This window comes from Pseudidiomarina donghaiensis (assembly GCF_900116895.1).
GTDB lineage: Bacteria > Pseudomonadota > Gammaproteobacteria > Enterobacterales > Alteromonadaceae > Pseudidiomarina > Pseudidiomarina donghaiensis.
In genome coordinates this window covers 710,943-732,121 of record NZ_FPCF01000001.1, presented here as the reverse complement: position 1 = coordinate 732,121, position 21,179 = coordinate 710,943, and the positions used below count along the sequence as shown (strand labels likewise).

Sequence of the window (21,179 nt, the reverse complement as noted above, 5' to 3'; positions counted from 1 at the left end):
ATGCCTTTTAGTTATTATTTTTCAAGCGATTAAAGCGTTGCTGCAACGCTGACGGTGGTGGTGGGTTTTGCCCTTGCTGCGTTACGGGTAACTGTACATTTAGCAGCGTTTGCCCTGGTTTTACACGTACTGCTAGTGCATCTGTTGGCTGATCGCCTAAGCCGGGATACCAAACACTTAACTCGGTTGCTGCTGGCACAGTAACTTGCCCCTGCCCATCCGTTATTTCACTGACCGCATATGGGCTGACATAAATATATGCTTTCATGTGATCATGTATGTTGCAGCCTAGCACCACCACGCCGGCTTGTTCGAACCTTAACTCCGGCGCCTCAATGTTGCTATACAGCGGTAACTCAAACGGCTTCGTTTGCGAAAATGAATAGACCTGATGCCGAATATTGTCACTGTTTGGAAACGAAACGCTATCGCCCCGCTGAATGACTAATACAAAAGGGTCGAACAGTCGGTTTACTTGGTCCATCACCGCAACTTTCGTTGTTTTATCTGCATTCCCTTCGTTTGCATGCACCACACTGACCACAGCTTGAGGCAATGGCTGACCATTTTTGTCAGTTACCGTCACCGTTAAAGAAGACTGAGCTTGCGCATTCAATGATGAACTTCCCGCAGCAACTGCCAACAAAATAGCGACCACAATTTGAAACTTTGCCATACAGGCCCCATGCTATGTTAAGTGTTGTTAAAAATTTATACTAAGTGACAAGTTACAATGCATCAAGGAGTTGTCATGGCTACACGCACTGAAAAAGATAGTATGGGTAACATTGAAGTTCCTGAAGATGCGCTTTGGCGGGCGCAAACTGAACGCGCTCGGCAAAACTTTCAACTGAGTCAATTACGCTTTCCCACCGCCTTTATTCATGCCTTGGCACATGTGAAAGCGGCCGCAGCCATGGCGAACGTTGAAGCTAATATTATTACATCAGCGCAAGGCAAAGCGATCACCGCTGCAGCGCAGAAAGTCATTGATGGCGCGGTTAACCATGCTTTTCCGTTAGACATTTTTCAAACGGGCTCCGGCACCAGTACCAACATGAATATGAATGAGGTGATTGCGAGCCTTGCCCAGCGTGACCACAACGAAACTCTGCATCCCAATGATCATGTAAACGCCAGTCAAAGCAGTAACGACGTTATTCCGACAACGATTCAAGTCAGTTCGGCCATTGCCATCAGTAGAGAACTATTACCTGCATTAGAGCACTTAAAGGCTGTTATTGACAAAAAAGCTGACACTCTCACCGATACCATAAAAACCGGCCGTACCCATTTGATGGACGCCATGCCGCTGAGTATGGCGCAAGAACTGCAAGCCTGGAAGGCGCAGATTCAACATGTGCAAACTGCACTTGAACAAAGCCTTAAACAGCTATTGCAGCTGCCCCAAGGCGGCACTGCTATTGGCACCGGTATTAATGCGCCAGAGCAATTTGGCCACCGTTTCAGTCACTTTCTAGCGCAACGCACGGCTTTAGAGTTTCAGTCTGCCGAAAACTTATTTGCCGGTATTGCTGGGCAGGAACTAAATTTGCTCGTTAGTGGGCACTTGAACGCACTTGCTGCGGTATTTATGAAAATAAGTAACGACTTACGCTGGATGAACAGCGGACCCTTGGCGGGGCTTGGTGAAATTAGCCTAAAAGCGCTGCAACCCGGCAGTAGTATCATGCCTGGTAAAGTGAACCCAGTGATACCGGAAGCCGTTGCTATGGTGGCAGCTCAAGTTGCCGGCCACCACCAAACCATTAGCGTGGCCGCCCAGCAAGGTAACTTCCAATTAAACGTCATGCTGCCTGTGGTGGCCTATAATCAGCTACAAAGTATCGAATTACTCACAAACGCAGCACGAGCCATGGCGGACCAAGCTATTGCCGATTTCACGGTTAATCATCAGCGTATTGAACAAGCCTTAACACGGAATCCAATACTGGTTACCGCCCTAAACCGGGAAATTGGCTACAACAAAGCTGCAGAAATTGCTAAGCAGGCCTATAAGCAGCAACGGCCAATTATCGACGTGGCAGAAGAAATGACAGAGCTATCGCGCGAACAGCTTGCACATTTGCTCGACCCTAAAAACCTTATTTAAAAGTCATTAATAAAAAGGAGTTAACATGTCTAAACACGTAGTCATTACTGGCGCAAATCGCGGTATTGGTCTGGCGTTAACCCAACAGTTTGTGAACCGTGGCGATACCGTGACCGCCGTTTGTCGCACGCCTTCAGACGCACTCAAACAATTAAACGTTAATATTATTGAAGGTATTGACGTAACCGACAGTGGCGGCATTGCTGCGTTAGCCAATAAACTCAACGGCAAACCTATTGATATTCTATTGAACAACGCCGGTTTACTTGAACGCGAGCAACTTGGCGCATTAAATACCCAAACCATCGAAGCACAGTTTCGCGTCAATGCTATGGGCCCACTGCTAGTGACCGATGCTTTACGTGGCAATTTAAGCGATGGCAGCAAGGTGATTATGATCACTAGCCGCATGGGTTCAATGGCCGACAACGGCTCTGGTGCATACTACGGTTATCGCATGAGCAAAGCGGCCTTAAACGCGGCCGGTGTGTCATTAGCCAATGATTTGAAGGAAGCAGGCGTTGCGGTAGCCATGCTCCACCCTGGTTTCGTACAAACCGAAATGGTGAATAACGCCGGTGATATTAGTGCCGAAACCGCCGCTGAACGTTTAATTGCGCGCATTGATGAACTAACCTTAAGCACAACAGGTCAATTTAAACACAGTAACGGCGAATCTTTGCCGTGGTAGCACGTTCTTTTTTGACATAACGAGGCATCAGCATGGCAACTTCACAGTCTTCAAGTTCGGCAATTATTTTCGCCATTGGCGCGGTTATTAGCGCGGCGCTATTAAGTTTTGGCCTTACCGAAAGTGTGCAAAATTTTCGCAGTTTTGACCGTGTGGTTGAAGTAAAAGGCCTTGCTGAGCGTGAAGTTGCCGCAGATACCGCCATTTGGCCCCTAAAAGTGGTACGCGCCGGCGACAGCCAAAGCACCATTTATGAGCAATTAGACAAAGACGTACAAGCCATTCGCGCGTTCTTGCTCGTGAATGGCTTCGACGAAAATGAACTGTCCGTGTCTTCGCCCAACGTACTCGATAAATTAGCCGAGCGTTGGGCAACCGAAGATGTTGGCTTTCGCTACACCGGTGATCAAACCCTTACGGTATACACCAATAAAGTTGAACAAGTGCGTGAATTACGCCAGCAACTGTCTGAGTTGGGCAAAAAAGGCGTAAGCTTAAGCGGTAATGCTTATGAAACGCAGGTGGAATATCATTTTAATGGTCTGAACGACATTAAGCCGAGCATGATTGAAGAGTCTGCACGCAACGCCCGTGAGGTTGCATTACGCTTTGCGGAGCATTCAGATAGCCAGCTTGGCAAAATACGCACCGCCGACCAAGGCCAGTTTAGTATTTATGATCGCGACTCAAATACCCCGCACATCAAAATTGTGCGCGTAGTGTCGACGGTAGCGTATCAACTCGTCGATTAAATGAGCAAATAAAGCGTTTTTTAAGCAATCGCACCGAAATCAGTGATTTTTTCAGAAAAAGAGGTTGACGGTTCTCCCCCTGATTTGCATAATACGCGCCGCACTCAACGAGCGCAGTTTGATAAAAAATTTGATGTTGGCTACGTAGCTCAGCTGGTTAGAGCACAGCACTCATAATGCTGGGGTCGCAAGTTCGAATCTCGCCGTAGCCACCAATCAAGACCCTTTTGGGCGGACGTGGTGGAATTGGTAGACACGCTGGATTTAGGTTCCAGTGCCTCACGGCGTGAGAGTTCAAGTCTCTCCGTCCGCACCAACTCAAACTGTCAGGCGGTATACACAGTTGGGGTATAGCCAAGCGGTAAGGCAGCGGGTTTTGATCCCGCCATTCTCAGGTTCAAATCCTGATACCCCAGCCAATCGTCTTTAGTCTTCGTGATGCACCCAGTGTTGGGGTATAGCCAAGCGGAAGGCAGCGGGTTTTGATCCCGCCATTCTCAGGTTCAAATCCTGATACCCCAGCCATTTTTTGTTTTCCCCTGTTTTTTGCGGGGGTGGCGGAATTGGTAGACGCGCTAGCTTCAGGTGCTAGTGAGCTAACGCTCGTGGGGGTTCAAGTCCCCCCCTCCGCACCATCTCGATGGTGAACCGCAAACAACAGCAAAAACCGCCCGAAGGCGGTTTTTTTGTGCGCGCTCCGCGCTGTTCGTTCTTCGTCCATTCACTTCGTTCACTCTTCGTTCGTGCTCCGCACTTTTCGTAGGGGAATCTCGAACAGCGAAGCGTACGAATAACGAATAACGCTTTTTTGTTTTAGAAGCCAGTGGCTTTGCGTATTAACGCGCTTTTCAGCGGAGTAAACTTATCAACCACAGCCAACCCTGCCGCAACAATGCCTCGCGGCAATAAATGTTGTGAACGAAAGCCCACATGAATCGCATCCATTGCGCGCATCATATGCTGATTTTCACGCACTCGTGCTCTTTCATAGGCCGGTAGCGCGCTGGTTAGCGGCTGCTCAATGAGCTGCAACGCCAACTCTTGCACATCGGCGAAACCTAAATTCACGCCTTGCCCGGCTAACGGGTGAATGCTGTGAGCAGCGTCACCAATGAGTACCACCGAGTGATGAGCGTGGTAGCTTAATGCACGCTGTCGACGCAACGGAAAGCTAGCAAAGCGTTGTACGTTGAGTGTGCCAAGATGGGGCGTAAAAGTCGCGGTCAATTCTTGGTGCACTTGTTCTGGCTGCGCGCATAGTTGTTGCCATTCTTGCTCGCTGCGGTAGTCTATTAAACAAGCTTCATGACGGCTTAGTGGCAACAACGCATATGGCCCCTTGTCGCGAAACACTTCCCAGGTTGCGCTCGGAAGCTCGTTTTCCACCTCTGCAATCGCTAACAAGCACCGCATGTCATAATCCCAGCCGCGACTACCGATACCGGCTACTTTTGCCACTTGAGAATGCGCACCATCCGCGCCAATGAGAAGGTCGTAAGCTAAACTTTCGCCGTTGCTTAAGGTGACAGTTTGCGCCGGCAAATTAAACTGTTCGACCTTGGTTTCGCATAAAATTGTGACCTTATGCGCACGTAATTGCTGCCACAATGCTTGTTGCAGCGCGTTGTTTTCAACCATCGCCCCTAAGCTTTGCTCGTTAATTTCAGCCGCAGAAAAGTGCAGGCGCTGGCCATCTCGGCTCTGCACCGCTAGGTCGGTGTAATCAAACAATCGTTCATTGCGAATGTGTTGCCACACGCCGAGTTGTTTTAGCCACTGCACATTACGCAAATGCACTGAGGAGATCCGCAAGTCCCAGTCGCCTTCGCTGGTCACTTCAGGCGCAGCTTCAATAACGGTAACCCGATGCTTGTGTTTTGCTAGAGCCAATGCTGCGGCTGCACCCACCATGCCACCGCCAATTACAACTACATTCATTTCAGGGCCTAACTTATCCAGTTAACTTACTACGCATAATAAAAAATACTGCGCCACAAATACACAGCCCAGCCCATAAATAATCCCATGTTAATTTTTCTTTCATGTAAAACAGGGCAAAAGGCACAAATACCGACAAGGTAATCACCTCTTGTAGAATCTTTAATTGCCCTAAGTTCATTACCTCGTAACCTATTCGGTTAGCTGGTACTTGCAATAGATATTCCACCAACGCAATTCCCCAACTGGCAAAAGCAGCGATAATCCAAGGTTTATCAGCCATGTTTTTTAAGTGTGCGTACCATGCAAAGGTCATAAAAACATTGCTCAACGTCAGTAAGGTGATCGTGATAAGATAACGGTTCATTTCATACCCTTTTTATTAAGGACCATATGGACACCCCGCAGCGCACAGTGGTTATTGCTTCAGCCTTAGTTTTGGGGGCTGAACTTTGTTTTGCCGGCGTCAGTGCCCTAGTCAAGTATTTGAGCACTGATTTACCCTCGGAACAATTGGTGTTTTTCCGAAATTTAATGGCATTTGTGGTGTTGTTGCCTTGGTTATGGCGTAAAGGCCCAAGTGCCTTTAAAACCAAAGCGTGGCGTTTTCATTTAACCCGCGGTTTGGCCGGCTTAGCTGCCATGTACTTGTTTTTCTATGCCATAGCCAACCTGCCGTTGGCTCAAGCCACATTAGTATTGCTGTTATCGCCATTTATTATTCCAATTATTGGCCGTGTATGGCTAAAAGAACGCGTATTAGCGCAAACTTGGATTGCAATTTTTATTGGGTTTATCGGCGTATTCGTGTTTTTAAACCCGGCGCAAACCACGCTATCGCCGATTGTTCTCGTGGCCTTTGTTGCAGCGTGTTTGGCGGCATTTACCAAAACCTTGATCCGACAGATGTCGGCCACTGAATCATCCAGTAAAATTGTGTTTTATTTTTCGACCCTAGCCACTGTACTTTCGGCCATTCCGCTACTGTGGCGAGGCGAGTCAATTGCCAACGAGCATTGGTTGGCTATTTTGGCAATGGGTGGGTTAGCCGTTGCTGGGCAGCTAGGAATGACCAAAGCCTTCTCGCTGGCTCCGGCGGCTCGGGTCGGCGTTTTTACTTATAGTTCAGTTATTTTTGCGGCCTTAATGGGCTATTGGTTTTGGCAAGAACCCATTACGCTAAGCATGATTTTAGGCGCCGGAATTATTACTGTGGCAGGTTATTTGGCAATACGCACTCGGCGTAAAGCAGAAACTGGCGGCAAAGTTGGCAGTTAGGCCTGGTTCAGGCTAAAATAGCCCCCCTTTTTTGCACAAATTGCACAAAGCGTTGCAAACGGGGTGCAGGTGGTTCATACATTCACATTTGAGCAAGTGAGCGCGAAGATTTATGAGTAAGAAGTTATTTATTAAAACCTGGGGTTGTCAGATGAATGAGTACGACTCAGCAAAAATGGCTGATCTACTGAAGGCAACTCATGGCTATGACGTCGCGGCTGAGCCTGAAGAGGCGGATTTAATCCTGCTCAACACCTGTTCAATTCGCGAAAAAGCCCAAGAAAAAGTGTTCCATCAGCTCGGCCGTTGGAAAACTTTAAAAGACAAAAATCCAGACTTAGTGATTGGTGTCGGCGGCTGTGTTGCTTCGCAAGAAGGCGACCATATTCGCGAGCGTGCGCCATACGTGGATATCGTATTTGGCCCGCAGACTCTGCATCGCTTGCCAGAAATGGTCAAGCAAGTGCAAACGCATCACACGCCAATGGTTGATATCTCGTTTCCAGAAATCGAGAAATTCGACCGTTTGCCAGAACCAAAAGCTGAAGGCCCTTCAGCGTTTGTATCGATTATGGAAGGTTGCAGCAAATACTGTACCTTCTGCGTCGTGCCTTACACCCGCGGTGAAGAAGTCAGCCGCCCAGTTGACGATGTATTATTTGAAATAGCGCAATTGGCTGAGCAAGGCGTGCGCGAAGTGAACTTGCTGGGCCAAAACGTTAACGCATTCCGTGGTGAGCACCACGACGGCAGCATTTGTCGTTTCGCCGAGCTATTGCACTTGGTTGCAGCCATTGACGGTATTGATCGCATTCGTTACACCACCTCGCACCCGGTGGAGTTTACTGACGACATTATTGAAGCTTACGCGACAATTCCTGAGCTTGTTAGCCACTTGCACCTGCCGGTACAAAGCGGTTCCGATCGTATTTTGACGCTTATGAAGCGCGGTCATACGGCGTTGGAATATAAGTCACAAATTCGCAAACTGAAAAAAATACGCCCTGATATTGCCATGAGTTCTGATTTTATTATCGGCTTCCCTGGCGAAACAGATGCTGACTTCGAAGCCACCATGGACCTCATTCAAGCGGTTGATTACGACATGAGCTTCAGCTTCATTTACAGCGCTCGCCCAGGCACGCCCGCGGCTGATTTGCCCGACGACGTTAGCGAAGAAACCAAGAAGCAACGCCTGCAATTGCTGCAAGCGCGCTTAAACCAACAAGCGCACGCACATGCACGCCGCATGTTAGGTACCGAGCAGCGTATTTTGGTAACCGGCCCGTCGAAAAAAGACCCAATGGAACTTAGTGGCCGTACTGAAAATAACCGGGTTGTAAACTTTGTCGGTAGCCCCGATATGATTGGTAAGTTTGTTGACGTAAAAGTCACCGACGTGTTCGTCAACTCACTTCGTGGCGATGTACTACGCGTCGAGTCAGACATGGGCTTACGCGTTGACACGGCGCCGCAAACCATTTTGGCGCGCCAGGCGCGCACACAACCTGATGAACTTGGCGTGGCAACCTTTGTACCGCCCCAAGCTAATTAACACAACGAGGTAACTTTGAGTCAGTCTGTTAGCACTTTGGACTTTAATTTAGAACCAGCCGACAACCGCCGCATTGCCGATCTTTGCGGCGCATTGGACGAAAATTTAAAGCATATCGAACGCCGTTTAGGTATAGAAATTAGTTATCGCAATAACGAATTTCGTATTATCGGCCCAAGCCACACTGCGCAGGCTGGGGTGAAGATTCTGCGCGATTTGTATGTAGAAACGGCGACCGTTAAAGGTGAAGCAGGCAAAGTGACTCCGCAAATAGTTCATTTAGCTATACAGCAAGCGAAAGTTCTTGAGCAAACGCCAGACAATGACCCTGCTGCTGAGAAAATGACGCACATTAAAACCAAGCGCGGTTTAATTAAGCCGCGTAACCATAATCAGGCCGAATATGTACGCGCTATTCTCACCAACGATGTCAATTTTGGCGTAGGCCCTGCCGGTACGGGTAAAACTTACTTAGCGGTCGCCTGCGCGGTTGATGCCCTAGAACGTCAAGAAATACGCCGTATTTTGCTAACCCGCCCTGCCGTTGAAGCTGGCGAAAAACTTGGTTTTTTGCCTGGCGATTTAGCCCAGAAAGTAGACCCTTATTTGCGCCCTCTTTATGACGCGTTGTTCGAGATGCTCGGCTTTGAAAAAGTTGAGAAGCTCATTGAACGTAACGTTATTGAAGTAGCACCGCTTGCCTACATGCGCGGCCGCACGCTCAACGACGCTTTTATTATTTTGGACGAAAGCCAAAATACCACTGCTGAACAAATGAAAATGTTCCTCACCCGAATTGGCTTCAATTCACGCGCTGTTATCACCGGTGATATTACCCAAGTTGATTTACCGCGCGGTCAAAAGTCTGGCTTACGTCATGTTATTGAAGTACTCAAAGACGTCGACGATGTCAGTTTTACCTTCTTTCAAGCCAGTGATGTCGTACGCCACCCTGTTGTGCAACGTATTGTGCAAGCTTATGAGGCCTTTGACGAAAAATCATGAGTAACGTTAGCGTAGACTTGCAGGTGGCCTGCAATGCAGACAACTTACCCTCAGAGGCGTCTTTTGAAAGCTGGGTAGAAGCAGTCTTGTTGCATGTGAATCACCAACAAGAAGCAGAATTAACCATTCGTATTGTTGACCCTGAAGAGGGTCTTGAGTTAAATCAACAATACCGTGGCAAAGACTATGCCACCAATGTGTTGTCGTTCCCTTTCGAGTCGCCAGTGCCGCTGCCGGTGAATTTATTAGGTGACTTGGTTATTTGTGCGGCAGTTGTTACTGATGAGGCCGACAAACAACACAAACCACTTCAAGCCCATTGGGCGCATATGGTTGTACACGGCACCTTGCATTTGCTAGGTTATGACCATATAGAAGACGACGAAGCCGAGCACATGGAACAGCTCGAAGCAACTATTCTTGCAGCACTAGGGTACGCTGACCCTTATGCTGATGATTTCGCTGATAACCAGCATTAAATGGAGCAAAAACAGCACATGAGCGATGACAATCCACACTCTACCAACGGTTCTGCGCGTAAAACATGGGCAACCAAACTGTTGCAAATGTTCACCGGAGAACCGAACAGCCGCGAAGAGTTAGTTGATTTAATTCAAGACGCCGAAGAACGCGATCTTATCGACAACGACACCAAAGAAATGATCGAGGGTGTGCTTGACGTTGCCGAGTTAAAAGTACGCGACATTATGGTGCCCCGTTCACAAATGGTCACTATTGATATCAACCAAAGCGTTGAGTCGTTTTTGCCGCTGGTTATTGATGCCCAGCACAGCCGCTACCCTGTGGTTAGTGAAAACAAAGACCATATTGAAGGTATTTTGTTAGCCAAAGACCTTCTTGCCTATGGCTTTGGAATGACCGACAACGAGTTCTCATTGGCTAGTGTTATTCGCCCAGCCGTTATTGTGCCTGAAAGCAAGCGCGTTGACGTACTGCTGAAAGAGTTTCGCTCACAACGCTACCATATGGCGATTGTGGTGGACGAATACGGCGGTGTTTCCGGTTTGGTGACCATTGAAGATATTCTGGAAGAAATTGTCGGCGAAATTGAAGACGAAACCGATTACAACGAAGATAACAAAGCCGATATTCGCCGTATTAATAAATCACGGTATTCGGTCAAAGCCCTCACCACCATCGAAGACTTTAACGACTACTTCAACACCAACTTTGGTGACGAAGAATACGACACCATTGGTGGCATGGTTGCCCACGGCTTTGGTCACTTGCCACAAATAGGCGAGGAGCTCACCTTGGGTGGTATGCTATTTAAAGTCACCGGCGCAGATAAACGCCGCATTCAGCAACTTCAGGTAACCATTGCGGATACCGGCAACGCTGTAGATGCCGACTAGATGAACAACAAAACCCGACTCGCTGCGTTATTACTAGGTGGCAGCCTAATTTTTAGTTACGCACCGTTTCAACAGGCTTGGTTAGTACTGCCTGTGTTGGTCGGATTACTGTGGCTAACCCGCCATGCCAGCCCAGGCGCTGCATGGCGAATTGGCTACTACTTTGGCCTCGGTTGGTTTAGTGCCGGCTTAAGCTGGATTTACGTCAGTATCGACCAGTTTGGCGGCCTACCTGTGCCAGCTTCAGTTGGCGTACTGGCCGCACTCTTTCTGTATTTATCACTGTTCCCTGCCCTTGCGCTGTACCTATGGAAGTATACCGAACGTTGGCTTGGCTCAGCGGCCATCGCTATGCTGCCGCTCACTTGGCTAATTGCTGAGAGCCTGCGCGGTTGGTTGTTTACCGGCTTCCCGTGGCTTGAATTAGGTTACACCCAAACTGACAGCTGGTTGGGCAACTATGCCCCATGGCTTGGTGGCAGCGGTATTACTACGGTACTGTGGGCCATCGCTATTTGCTTGGTTGTATGGGCGCAACAGCGACAAAAGCGCTTTGGCCTCACGGCGTTTGTGTTACTAGTTGTGCCGTTCGCGCTGCCGTGGCTGAGCCCCATTCACAACACCGGTGAACAAGCTCGCGTATTGCTGGTACAAGGTAATATTGAGCAATCCATTAAGTGGAACCCTGATCAGCATTGGCAGTCGTTAATGACTTATCTGGACTTAAGCCGACCCCATTACGACAGCCACGATATTATTGTTTGGCCAGAGTCTGCGGTGACCATGCCAGAACCCTACACGGACGATGTGCTAACCAATATTCACAACGCACTGGTGGCCACCGATACCACATTAATTACTGGCATTATTGATTATCAAAACCGTGAGTATTTCAACACCATGATTGTGCTTGGCCAAGACGCACCGCACAATATCATCGAGCCGTACGCGCATGGTCACACTAATCGTTACCAGAAGCATCAGTTGCTACCTATTGGTGAATTTGTACCCTTTGAAGACTTATTGCGCCCCTTAGCGCCATTATTTGACTTGCCCATGAGCTCGTTCAGCCGAGGCGATTATCAGCAAGCAAACTTGCGCGCCAATGGCTTTCAACTGGCCGGCGCCATTTGCTACGAAATCGCATTCCCAGAGCAAGTGCGTGACAATGTTCAAACCAGCACCGACTATATTTTAACCGTGAGTAACGACACCTGGTTTGGTGCTTCTCACGGCCCCGCCCAGCACATGCAAATTGCCCGCATGCGTGCCCTTGAACTTGGGCGGCCACTGTTACGCGCTACCAACAATGGTATTAGTGCGGTTGTTGACGCCTTCGGCAACGAATTAGGCCGCGCCCCACAATTTACCGCGACCGCATTAAGTACGAAGGTTGACGTGGTTACCGGGCAAACGCTCTACCACAAAATTGGCAGTTTAGGCGCATGGCTATTTGCTGGCTTTATTGCACTAATCGGACTTTTACTGCGATTGGCGTCATATTTCCCCAATTTCGGCGTGGTCAAGCGCAAGCAAAATCAGTAAACTAGCCACATTCAATCCCTTTTATCAGTCACCACATGGAGACACACCATGGAAAATGTAATTGCTGCACTATTATTCGCACTCTTAGTTGCCTCTGGTACTTTAGGTGTTTCTAGCCTAGGTATGTTTGTTTTCCACCGTCATGAAAACCGTGACACTCAACAGCGCGAGCGCCTTGAATACGCATTTTTCGGGTTGTTTGGCGTGGTTGTCATGTTAATGATGTGGTACGCACTTTAATTTTAATTAAGCAGTTATACGGATAGTCAAATGGCAGAAAAAATAGCGGAACAGTATGATCCGTCCGTTGTAGAACCGGCGGTTCAACAACGTTGGGAACGTGATCAGGTTTTTACAGTTAACGAAGACCCAAACAAAGAAAAATTTTATTGTTTGTCAATGTTCCCTTACCCCAGCGGCAAGCTACACATGGGCCATGTGCGTAACTACACTTTAGGTGATGTTGTGGCACGGTTTGAGCGCATGCAAGGTAAAAACGTGTTGCAACCAATGGGTTGGGACGCCTTCGGCTTACCTGCAGAAAATGCGGCTATCCAAAACAAAACTGCCCCCGCAAAGTGGACTTACCAAAACATTGATTACATGCGTAACCAGCTTAAATCACTTGGTTTTGGATATGACTGGTCGCGCGAAATTGCGACCTGTACCCCTGAATATTACCGTTGGGAACAATGGTTTTTCACTAAACTTTTTGAGAAAGGCTTAGTGTACAAGAAAAACGCCACCGTCAATTGGGACCCAATAGACCAAACCGTACTTGCTAACGAGCAAGTTATTGACGGTCGTGGTTGGCGCTCAGGTGCATTGGTTGAACAGAAAGAAATTCCGCAATGGTTTATTAAAATCACCGACTATGCGGATGAACTACTGAGCGATCTTGACCAGTTAGACGGTTGGCCAGAGCAAGTTAAAACCATGCAGCGCAACTGGATTGGTCGCTCTGAAGGTGTCGAAATTGACTTCACTATCGCCAACAGCGCTGAGCACTTAACGGTTTACACTACTCGCCCAGACACCTTATATGGTGTCACTTATATGGCGGTAGCTGCACAGCACCCGTTAGCACAGCAAGCGGCGCAAAATAATCCTGAGCTAGCGCAATTTATTGAGTCCATTAAAAACACCAAAATGGCCGAAGCCGACTTGGCGACCATTGACAAAAAAGGTATGGACACCGGCGTGCGCGCCGTTCACCCCATGACCGGCGAAGAAATTCCTGTGTGGGTTGCTAACTTTGTTTTGATGGATTACGGCTCTGGTGCCGTTATGGCGGTACCAGCACACGACCAACGAGATTGGGAATTTGCGACCGCGTACAACTTACCTATTCAAGTGGTTATTGACCCGGCTAGCGGCGATGAAGATATTGCCGCAGGTGCGATTACCACCAAAGGCACAACCATTAATTCGGGCCAATATAATGGCTTAAGCAGCGATGACGCGTTTAATGCCATTGCTGATGTGCTCGAGCAACGCGGCATTGGCCGCCGCCAAGTCAATTATCGCCTGCGCGATTGGGGCGTTTCGCGGCAACGTTATTGGGGTACCCCAATTCCAATGTTGAACTTAGAAAATGGTGAGTCGGTTCCTGTTCCAGCCGACCAATTGCCAGTGCGCCTGCCAGAAGACGTGGTTATGGACGGTACAACGTCGCCAATTAAAGCCGATGAAAACTGGCGCAAAACCACCTATAACGGTCAACCTGCCGAACATGAAACTGACACCTTCGACACCTTTATGGAGTCGTCGTGGTACTACGCACGCTACTGTAGCGCTAATTTTCATGACGGCATGCTAAACCCTGAGCAAGCCAACTATTGGCTGCCTGTTGATCAATATATTGGTGGTATTGAACACGCAATTTTGCATCTGCTCTATGCTCGCTTTTTCCATAAGTTACTGCGCGACACCGGCTTAGTGAGTTCAGATGAACCATTCAAACGCTTACTAACCCAAGGCATGGTTTTAGCTGACAGTTATTTCCGCGAAGACGCCTCGGGTAAAATCACGTGGTATTCACCGCTTGACGTGGATATTCGCCGCGACGAAAAAGGCCGCATTGTTGAAGCAATATTACGTAGCGACGGTAAGCCAGTTACCCATGGCGGCATGACCAAAATGTCGAAGTCAAAGAACAATGGCATTGACCCACAGGTTATGATCGACAAATACGGCGCAGACACCGTCCGTTTATTTATGATGTTCGCGGCGCCACCAGAAGCAACGCTGGAGTGGGCTGACTCTGGTGTTGAAGGCGCGCAGCGTTTCTTACGCCGTGTTTGGCGCTTGGTTGGCGACTTTGTGGAGGTTGCTGAGCAGCCGCGCAGTCAAGCTTGGGAACAAGCGAGCGATGCACAGCAAGAACTGCGTCGCGAAGTACATCGCACCATTCAAAAAGTCTCCGACGACATGGGCCGTCGTCAGCAATTTAACACCGCCATTGCTGCAGTGATGGAATTGCTTAATCGATTACAAAAAGCGCCATTAGACGGTGAGCTTGATCGCGGTATTATGGCTGAAGCCATTGACGCTGTCGTGCGTATGCTAGCACCGATTACCCCGCACTTAAGTGAAGCCCTGTGGCAAGCATTAGGCCACACCAGCGACATTAACTTTGCCCCGTGGCCTAGCTTTGACGAAAGTGCTCTGGTTGAAACTTCGGTACTTGTTGTAGTGCAGGTAAACGGCAAAGTACGTAGTAAAATCACCGTACCGGCGGATGCAACACAAGAGCAAGTTACCGCAGTGGCCATGGCCGACGACAACGTACAGCGTTTTATTGACGGCAAAACAGTACGTAAGCAAATTTATGTACCGGGCAAGCTGTTTAACATTGTGGCTAACTAGATTGTCGCAAACTAACATGGAACAATAGCTACTTATGATGCGTAAGTTACTGCAATATCTTGTCATACTGTTGGTCACCCTCACCTTGGTTGGGTGTGGCTTTCACTTGCGTGATAGTTATCAGTTACCGCCAAACATGCATAACGTAGCTATTGAAGCCTCAGCGTTTAGCGAGTTTCGTAGTGTTCTTAAACAACGTTTCGAATTAGCTGGCGCTGAAATTGTTGCTGCAGAGCAAGCTGGTTTGGTGGTTATGGTCATCAATGATCAACTTGATCGGCGCACTTTATCTTTGTCGCAGTCGGGCCAAGTTGCTGAGTACGAGCTTATTTACACGGTAAATTATCAGCTGCTATTGCCCAACAAAGCACCGCGAGAGCTGCAAGTTGAGGTTTATCGTGACTATCAAGATGACCCAAACTTTGCACTTGCGAAAACTCGCGAGCGTGAGGTGTTAGTGCGTGAAATGCGTGATGAAGCCGCACGTCAGCTATTGCGTCAAACCATTGCTCAATTAATCGAATAAGGCTCAACATGCAAGCTTCACCGGCGCAAGTAACTCCTGCACAATTGCCCGGCTTCTTTGAACGCCAAGGCTTGCCGCCTATTGTGAGTATTTTTGGCGATAGCCCACTGTTAATTGACGATGCACTGCAACTTATACGCCATCAAGCCCGGCAGCAAGGTATTGATGAACGGTTGCGATGGTTACAAGACGGTCAATTTGATTGGCAACAACTGTTTGATCAAAGCGCCAGCTTAAGCTTATTTTCAAGCGTGCGGTTGGTTGAACTCGAAATGCCAGAAGGCAAACCCGGTCGTGATGGCGGCGATGCTCTGCGCCAGTACGCACAAGCCCCCGCGACTGACCAAATTTTGGTCGTTGTTGGCCCGAAACTCAAACAAGAGCAACTTAAAGCCAAATGGTACAAAGAATTAACGAGCCAAGGGTTAGTCGTCACTGCGAATAGTCCAGATCGCGCGGCACTGCCCCGCTTTGTTCAAAGCCGCGCGCAGCGACATAATATTCAGCTAGATAGTGCCGCGATGCAACTATTAGCCGACTGGTTTGAAGGGAACTTACTCGCATTAGACCAAGAGCTGCAAAAACTAGCTTTATCCGACCTCGCCCAGCCTATTACTGCTAATGCAATACAAACTGCGGCGGAAGATCAAAGTCGTTTTAATGTGTTTGCATTACAAGAAGCGGTTATTCAAGCTGACCTCGAAAACGCTCTGCACCGTCTGGCAAGATTGTTTGAAGAAGACGTTGAGCCAGCCATTTTAAACTGGATGCTACAACGTGAGTGGCAAACCGTGAGTAACTTGCAACAGGCTGCGAATTTTAGTGACGCCTGTCGCCGCAACGGCGTGTGGCGCAATCAAGAGAATGCCTATCGACAGTTCTGCCAGCGCATGCCAGCCCTGGCACTCAGTAAAGCGGCAGAGCTATTGACTCGTATTGAATTTGCCTTTAAACGCGACAGCGGCGAGCATTACCCCACATTGGTAACCCATTTAGTCACCTTATATTGTCGCCCCCAACAGGTATTGGGCATACGGCCATGATACGGGCAATTTTAGGTGGCACCTTTGACCCTATTCACTGGGGCCATTTGCGCCCAGCACTTGATGTTGTACAACAAATAGGCGCTGACATTTTGCATTTAATGCCAAGTGCCCAACCCCCACATCGAGATTACCCTGGCGCGACAGCCCAACAACGTTTGGCCATGGCCGCTTTAGCCGCGAAAGAACTACCTTACTGCGCGGCTGAGGCGTGGGAATTAGAGCAACCTCGTAAATCCTATACCGCACTCACTCTGCAGCAATTAGCACAACGCTGGCCGAACGATAAGTTAATATTTTTGCTAGGCGAAGACGCCTTTGCCGGGCTACCGCAATGGTATCAGTGGCAGCATTTACTTGATCATGCCCACTTTGTTGTTATGCAGCGCCCACATACAAAGCGGCATTATTGCGAACAATTACAGCAATGGTTACATGGAGTCGAAGTCCAATCTATCGCCGCTTTGCACGAACAACACCACGGCCGTGTTTATATAGCGCAGACGCCCGCCCACGATATTTCCGCCACGGCTATTCGTAACGCTATTCAAACCGGTGCCCCTTGGCAGCATTGGTTACCAGCTTCAGTTGCTGAGTATATTACCGAACATCAACTCTATCGCTAGCTGCTTTTTACCCTCGCTTCGTGCTAAACTGCGCCATTATTTTTCTGGTTATTTATTAAGTGGAGCGTTGATCTCTTGCAAGCTGAACAATTACGCGATTTCGTCGTTGATAAAATTGAAGATTTAAAAGGTCGTGACATTAAAGTACTCGATGTACAAGACCAAACCGATGTAGCCGAATACATGATCATCTGTTCGGGCAACTCGAAAACTCATGTCCGCAGTATTGCCAACCATGTGGCAACCGAAGCGAAGCATCAGGGTATTCCACCAATCGGTATTGAAGGCCACGAGCATTCTGAGTGGGTTTTAGTTGATTTAGGCGATGTGATTGTCCACATCATGCAAGAGTCCATTCGCGATTTCTATGAGCTCGAAAAGCTTTGGAGTCGTAAATAATGCGATTGCGGCTGATAGCTGTCGGGCAAAAAATGCCCGACTGGGTCAGCACGGGCTACCAGAATTACGCCAAACGTTTTCCAAATGACTGCCAACTGGAATTAATTGAAGTAGCCGCAGGAAAGCGTGGTAAAAACGCTGATATTGCGCGCATACTCAAGCAAGAAGGCGAAGCCATGCTCGCCGCAGTGGGCAAAGGCGACCGTATTGTGACACTCGAAGTCACTGGTAAAGCCTGGACTACACCTCAACTAGCAAACCGCTTAGAGTCTTGGATGATGGACGGGCGTGATATCAGTCTGCTGGTGGGTGGCCCTGAGGGTTTAGCCTCGGAGTGTATCGCTGCAGCTGAAGAGCGTTGGTCATTATCACCGCTAACCTTGCCTCACCCCATGGTGCGTGTCATTATCGCAGAGAGTTTATATCGGGCTTGGAGCGTCACCGCTAACCATCCTTACCATCGCGAGTAATCTAAAGCACCAATGAAGCATAAACGAGTCACTATTCGAGATCATCATGCTGAAGCGGCATTGTTTGCACGTCGCGTTTTTGTCAGTTTGATTATTGTCGTGGCCGTGTTTGGCGTACTGCTCAGCAACATGTACCAATTACAAGTGGTTGAGCACCAAAGCCTACAGACTCGCTCCAACGATAACCGTATTAAAGTTGTACCACTGGCGCCAAATCGTGGTTTGATTTATGACCGCCGCGGCCGCTTGTTGGCCGAGAACCGGCCGGTACTTAGTTTAGAAGTCACCCCAGAAAAAGTCGCCGATTTAGACCAAACGCTAGCGCAGTTGCAAGCGATTCTTCAGCTCACTGACGACGATATCGCGCAATTTCATGAAAACCGTCGCCGAGAACGGCGCTTCAATCAGGTTATTTTGCGCGATCGCTTAACAGAGCAACAAGCCGCACAATTTGCCGCGCGACAACACGAATTCCCAGGGGTGAGTATTGAGGCTCGCTTAGTGCGTCATTACCCTTACGGTGAAGCGATCACCCACGCATTAGGCTATGTGGCAAAAATAAACAGCCGCGACGTCGCGAACCTTCGAGAACAAGAAAAATCAGCTAACTATGCAGCAACTCGAGTTATCGGCAAATTAGGCATTGAGCGTTATTACGAAGAACTATTACACGGCACAATTGGGTTTCAACAAGTTGAAGTAGATATTCATGGACGCAGCATTCGTACTTTATCTATTGACCCACCGGTACCCGGTCAAGACTTACACTTAGAACTTGACGTCGAGCTGCAACAGTACGCCCATGATTTACTCGGCAACGACCGCGGCTCAATTATACTCATGGACCCGCGTGATGGGGCAATTCGGGCCATGGTAAGCAAGCCGAGTTATGACCCCAATTGGTTTGCTCAAGGTATTTCTTATGCACAATACCAAAGTTTACTCAATTCAAAGCATTCACCGCTCTTAAACCGCTCAACTCAGGGCGGTTACCCCCCCGCCTCAACGGTGAAAGCGCAAATTGCAATTCTTGGGTTAGATGAAGGTATTATTCGACCGGACACTAAAATTTGGGACCCAGGTTGGTTTCAAATTGAAGGGGTTGACCACCGCTATCGCGATTGGCTCGCTTGGGGCCATGGTTGGGTTAATGTCACCGATGCCATTGTCGAAAGCTGCGATACTTTTTATTACGACCTCGCGTTAAAACTTGGTATCGATAAAATTCATGACCACATGGTTCAATATGGTTTTGGCGAACGCACTGGCATTGATATTTCTGAAGAGTCAGCGGCAGTGATGCCATCTCGCGGATGGAAGCGTGCGCGTTTTAATCAACCGTGGTATGCCGGCGAAACCGTGTCTATTGGTATCGGGCAAAGCTATTGGACGACAACCCCCATTCAGTTAGCGGTTGGTACAGCGGTCGTGGTTAATAGCGGGCAGCGCCCGGTACCGCGACTATTAGCCGCCATTCAAGAAGGTGAAGTTAAATTGCCAGCTGTCGTTGAAAACAAAGAGCCCGTGGTGTTGAAAAACGACAAACATTGGAACGTTGCGAAAAAAGCCATGGACTTAACCGTAAGCTCTATCAAAGGCACGGCGCACAACGCATTTAAAGGAGCCAACTACACGAGCGGTGGTAAAACCGGTACAGCGCAGGTTCGCAGCTTAGGCCAAGAAGAAGAATACAATGCCGAGGACATTGCCGAGCGCTACCGTGATAACGCTATGTATGTCGGTTACGCGCCGGCTGATAATCCGGAACTTGTTGTGATTATTGCCGTCGAAAATGCGTTAGGTGGTGGCGGCAGTGTTGCCGCGCCCATGGCACGTAAGTTATTAGACTTTTACTTTGAGCAGGAACAAAAATATGCACAGCGCTGAGCAGAACAATCGTTGGTTGCAGCGTCTGCATATTGACGGGCAACTATTTGTCGCCCTGTTAGTGCTGGGAGTTATCAGCGCGTTCACCGTGTACTCCGCGAGTGGCCAAGACTGGGGCATGACCCAACGCCAAGTTATTCGCATTGGCATCGCCTTTTTGGGAATGCTCGTTATTGCCCAAATTCCGTTATCCACTGTAGAACGGTTTTCATTGCCTATGTTTGCCGTAGGTGTGGTGCTGCTTATGGGCGTACTATTATTTGGCGAGTCAAGCAAAGGCGCACAGCGGTGGTTAAATATTGGCGTTGCAACCATTCAGCCCTCAGAGATCATGAAACTTGCAGTACCCATGACGGTTGCTTGGTTTATTGCCGAACAAGGTTTGCCCCCGACCAAGCGCCGACTCGCAGCGGCTTTTATTCTGCTCATGATTCCAACCCTCATGATTGCCAAACAACCCGACCTGGGCACCTCTATTTTGATTGCTAGCTCAGGAATTTTTGTGCTGTTTTTGGCTGGTATAAGCTGGCGTTTAATCAGTTTTTTTGCCATCAGCATTGGTGCATTCATTCCTATTTTGTGGATGTTTTTAATGCGTGATTATCAACGTCAGCGAGTTCTTACGTTTTTGAATCCAGAAAGCGACCCACTGGGTGCCGGTTACCAAATTATTCAGTCTAAAATTGCTATTGGTTCAGGCGGTGTTGAAGGTAAAGGATGGTTGCAAGGTACCCAGTCACAACTTGAATTTTTACCAGAACGACACACCGACTTTATATTTTCTGTATTTAGTGAAGAGTTTGGCTTAGTTGGCGTTATTGGGCTCTTTGCTGTTTATGGTTTTATTATTTTTCGCGGATTAATTATTGCCATGCGGGCACAGAAGATTTATCAAAAACTGCTTGCCGGAAGTCTTACATTAACTTTTTTTGTTTATGTTTTAGTAAATATCGGCATGGTTTCGGGCTTATTGCCAGTGGTTGGTGTACCCTTGCCGCTGATAAGTTACGGTGGCACATCAATGGTGACATTGTTAGCTGGATTTGGTTTACTGATGGCAATTGCAACCAATAAACGATTGGTGATGCACGATTAAAACAATAGCAA

Annotated in this window: 21 protein-coding genes and 5 tRNA genes; 23 read left to right on the top strand and 3 right to left on the bottom strand. The window is 48.4% G+C overall.

Going from position 1 to position 21,179, the window contains the following annotated elements:
• Window positions 1-7: 7 nt before the first annotated feature.
• On the bottom strand, window positions 8-676 hold the full coding sequence (locus tag BM334_RS03475; RefSeq protein WP_092837922.1) for a hypothetical protein: 669 nt from the start codon (window positions 674-676) through the stop codon (window positions 8-10).
• A gap of 75 nt (window positions 677-751) precedes the next feature.
• Between BM334_RS03475 and BM334_RS03470 the strand changes: the two genes are divergently transcribed.
• The 8 genes from BM334_RS03470 to BM334_RS03435 all read left to right on the top strand — a co-directional run bounded on the left by BM334_RS03470 (window position 752) and on the right by BM334_RS03435 (window position 4,191).
• Entirely contained in the window at window positions 752-2,113 is a 1,362-nt protein-coding gene (locus BM334_RS03470; RefSeq protein ID WP_092837919.1) for a class II fumarate hydratase, read from the top strand.
• A gap of 25 nt (window positions 2,114-2,138) precedes the next feature.
• Window positions 2,139-2,804: an SDR family oxidoreductase gene (locus BM334_RS03465; RefSeq protein ID WP_092837915.1), complete on the top strand. Its 666-nt coding sequence runs from the start codon at window positions 2,139-2,141 to the stop codon at window positions 2,802-2,804.
• Window positions 2,805-2,836: 32 nt separating this feature from the next.
• Window positions 2,837-3,556: an SIMPL domain-containing protein gene (locus BM334_RS03460; RefSeq protein WP_055438246.1), complete on the top strand. Its 720-nt coding sequence runs from the start codon at window positions 2,837-2,839 to the stop codon at window positions 3,554-3,556.
• A gap of 138 nt (window positions 3,557-3,694) precedes the next feature.
• Window positions 3,695-3,771, top strand: a tRNA-Met gene (locus BM334_RS03455).
• Window positions 3,772-3,787: 16 nt separating this feature from the next.
• A tRNA-Leu gene (locus tag BM334_RS03450) sits at window positions 3,788-3,872 on the top strand.
• A gap of 28 nt (window positions 3,873-3,900) precedes the next feature.
• Window positions 3,901-3,975: transfer RNA gene (locus tag BM334_RS03445), tRNA-Gln, on the top strand.
• 32 nt (window positions 3,976-4,007) lie between these two features.
• Window positions 4,008-4,081: transfer RNA gene (locus tag BM334_RS03440), tRNA-Gln, on the top strand.
• A gap of 23 nt (window positions 4,082-4,104) precedes the next feature.
• Window positions 4,105-4,191, top strand: a tRNA-Leu gene (locus BM334_RS03435).
• 178 nt (window positions 4,192-4,369) lie between these two features.
• Here the strand turns inward: BM334_RS03435 and BM334_RS03430 are convergent.
• Entirely contained in the window at window positions 4,370-5,494 is a 1,125-nt protein-coding gene (locus BM334_RS03430; protein WP_092837912.1) for an FAD-dependent oxidoreductase, read from the bottom strand.
• Between the two features lie 13 nt (window positions 5,495-5,507).
• A complete protein-coding gene (locus tag BM334_RS03425; RefSeq protein WP_055438248.1) occupies window positions 5,508-5,861 on the bottom strand; it encodes a DMT family protein in 354 nt (117 codons plus the stop codon).
• Between the two features lie 26 nt (window positions 5,862-5,887).
• On the opposite strand from BM334_RS03425, the gene BM334_RS03420 reads away from it, so the two are divergent.
• From BM334_RS03420 to rodA, 15 genes are all read left to right on the top strand, one after another.
• Entirely contained in the window at window positions 5,888-6,772 is an 885-nt protein-coding gene (locus BM334_RS03420; protein ID WP_092837909.1) for a DMT family transporter, read from the top strand.
• Between the two features lie 112 nt (window positions 6,773-6,884).
• On the top strand, window positions 6,885-8,327 hold the full coding sequence (gene miaB / locus BM334_RS03415; RefSeq protein ID WP_092837906.1) for a tRNA (N6-isopentenyl adenosine(37)-C2)-methylthiotransferase MiaB: 1,443 nt from the start codon (window positions 6,885-6,887) through the stop codon (window positions 8,325-8,327).
• A 15-nt stretch (window positions 8,328-8,342) separates the two neighbouring features.
• Window positions 8,343-9,332: a PhoH family protein gene (locus BM334_RS03410; protein ID WP_092837903.1), complete on the top strand. Its 990-nt coding sequence runs from the start codon at window positions 8,343-8,345 to the stop codon at window positions 9,330-9,332.
• Window positions 9,329-9,811, top strand: coding sequence for an rRNA maturation RNase YbeY (gene ybeY / locus BM334_RS03405; protein WP_092837900.1), 483 nt, complete (start codon window positions 9,329-9,331; stop codon window positions 9,809-9,811). Before BM334_RS03410 ends, ybeY begins: the two co-directional genes overlap by 4 nt.
• A gap of 18 nt (window positions 9,812-9,829) precedes the next feature.
• Window positions 9,830-10,708 carry a CNNM family magnesium/cobalt transport protein CorC gene (gene corC, locus BM334_RS03400; protein WP_092839256.1) on the top strand — a complete coding sequence of 293 codons (879 nt, stop codon included), beginning with the start codon at window positions 9,830-9,832 and terminating at the stop codon, window positions 10,706-10,708.
• A complete protein-coding gene (gene lnt / locus BM334_RS03395) occupies window positions 10,709-12,253 on the top strand; it encodes an apolipoprotein N-acyltransferase (protein ID WP_092837897.1) in 1,545 nt (514 codons plus the stop codon).
• 48 nt (window positions 12,254-12,301) lie between these two features.
• Complete coding sequence (locus BM334_RS03390; RefSeq protein ID WP_055438254.1) at window positions 12,302-12,493, top strand: hypothetical protein; 192 nt, start codon at window positions 12,302-12,304, stop codon at window positions 12,491-12,493.
• Window positions 12,494-12,535: 42 nt separating this feature from the next.
• A complete protein-coding gene (leuS, locus tag BM334_RS03385; RefSeq protein ID WP_177215014.1) occupies window positions 12,536-15,121 on the top strand; it encodes a leucine--tRNA ligase in 2,586 nt (861 codons plus the stop codon).
• 34 nt (window positions 15,122-15,155) lie between these two features.
• Entirely contained in the window at window positions 15,156-15,647 is a 492-nt protein-coding gene (locus BM334_RS03380; RefSeq protein ID WP_241970892.1) for an LPS-assembly lipoprotein LptE, read from the top strand.
• A gap of 8 nt (window positions 15,648-15,655) precedes the next feature.
• Complete coding sequence (gene holA / locus BM334_RS03375; protein ID WP_092837891.1) at window positions 15,656-16,690, top strand: DNA polymerase III subunit delta; 1,035 nt, start codon at window positions 15,656-15,658, stop codon at window positions 16,688-16,690.
• Entirely contained in the window at window positions 16,687-17,316 is a 630-nt protein-coding gene (gene nadD / locus BM334_RS03370) for a nicotinate-nucleotide adenylyltransferase (RefSeq protein ID WP_092837888.1), read from the top strand. The genes holA and nadD overlap by 4 nt, the downstream gene beginning before the upstream one ends.
• Before the next feature lie 75 nt (window positions 17,317-17,391).
• On the top strand, window positions 17,392-17,715 hold the full coding sequence (gene rsfS, locus BM334_RS03365; RefSeq protein WP_055438258.1) for a ribosome silencing factor: 324 nt from the start codon (window positions 17,392-17,394) through the stop codon (window positions 17,713-17,715).
• Window positions 17,715-18,185 (top strand): 23S rRNA (pseudouridine(1915)-N(3))-methyltransferase RlmH, encoded by a 471-nt coding sequence (rlmH, locus tag BM334_RS03360; RefSeq protein WP_092837885.1) that lies wholly within the window; start codon window positions 17,715-17,717, stop codon window positions 18,183-18,185. The genes rsfS and rlmH overlap by 1 nt, the downstream gene beginning before the upstream one ends.
• Window positions 18,186-18,197: 12 nt before the next feature.
• Window positions 18,198-20,072 (top strand): penicillin-binding protein 2, encoded by a 1,875-nt coding sequence (mrdA, locus tag BM334_RS03355; protein WP_092837882.1) that lies wholly within the window; start codon window positions 18,198-18,200, stop codon window positions 20,070-20,072.
• Window positions 20,059-21,168: a rod shape-determining protein RodA gene (rodA, locus tag BM334_RS03350; RefSeq protein ID WP_092837879.1), complete on the top strand. Its 1,110-nt coding sequence runs from the start codon at window positions 20,059-20,061 to the stop codon at window positions 21,166-21,168. The genes mrdA and rodA overlap by 14 nt, the downstream gene beginning before the upstream one ends.
• Window positions 21,169-21,179: the final 11 nt, after the last annotated feature.

Coding starts and splice junctions, on each gene's coding strand:
- BM334_RS03380 (WP_241970892.1), top strand. CDS start 15,156: ATGATGCGTAAGTTACTGCAATATCTTGTCATACTGTTGGTCACCCTC.
- miaB (WP_092837906.1), top strand. CDS start 6,885: ATGAGTAAGAAGTTATTTATTAAAACCTGGGGTTGTCAGATGAATGAG.
- rlmH (WP_092837885.1), top strand. CDS start 17,715: ATGCGATTGCGGCTGATAGCTGTCGGGCAAAAAATGCCCGACTGGGTC.
- rodA (WP_092837879.1), top strand. CDS start 20,059: ATGCACAGCGCTGAGCAGAACAATCGTTGGTTGCAGCGTCTGCATATT.
- BM334_RS03425 (WP_055438248.1), bottom strand. CDS start 5,861: ATGAACCGTTATCTTATCACGATCACCTTACTGACGTTGAGCAATGTT.
- corC (WP_092839256.1), top strand. CDS start 9,830: ATGAGCGATGACAATCCACACTCTACCAACGGTTCTGCGCGTAAAACA.
- BM334_RS03420 (WP_092837909.1), top strand. CDS start 5,888: ATGGACACCCCGCAGCGCACAGTGGTTATTGCTTCAGCCTTAGTTTTG.
- BM334_RS03460 (WP_055438246.1), top strand. CDS start 2,837: ATGGCAACTTCACAGTCTTCAAGTTCGGCAATTATTTTCGCCATTGGC.
- nadD (WP_092837888.1), top strand. CDS start 16,687: ATGATACGGGCAATTTTAGGTGGCACCTTTGACCCTATTCACTGGGGC.
- lnt (WP_092837897.1), top strand. CDS start 10,709: ATGAACAACAAAACCCGACTCGCTGCGTTATTACTAGGTGGCAGCCTA.
- BM334_RS03470 (WP_092837919.1), top strand. CDS start 752: ATGGCTACACGCACTGAAAAAGATAGTATGGGTAACATTGAAGTTCCT.
- BM334_RS03475 (WP_092837922.1), bottom strand. CDS start 676: ATGGCAAAGTTTCAAATTGTGGTCGCTATTTTGTTGGCAGTTGCTGCG.
- holA (WP_092837891.1), top strand. CDS start 15,656: ATGCAAGCTTCACCGGCGCAAGTAACTCCTGCACAATTGCCCGGCTTC.
- BM334_RS03465 (WP_092837915.1), top strand. CDS start 2,139: ATGTCTAAACACGTAGTCATTACTGGCGCAAATCGCGGTATTGGTCTG.
- mrdA (WP_092837882.1), top strand. CDS start 18,198: ATGAAGCATAAACGAGTCACTATTCGAGATCATCATGCTGAAGCGGCA.
- ybeY (WP_092837900.1), top strand. CDS start 9,329: ATGAGTAACGTTAGCGTAGACTTGCAGGTGGCCTGCAATGCAGACAAC.
- BM334_RS03430 (WP_092837912.1), bottom strand. CDS start 5,494: ATGAATGTAGTTGTAATTGGCGGTGGCATGGTGGGTGCAGCCGCAGCA.
- BM334_RS03390 (WP_055438254.1), top strand. CDS start 12,302: ATGGAAAATGTAATTGCTGCACTATTATTCGCACTCTTAGTTGCCTCT.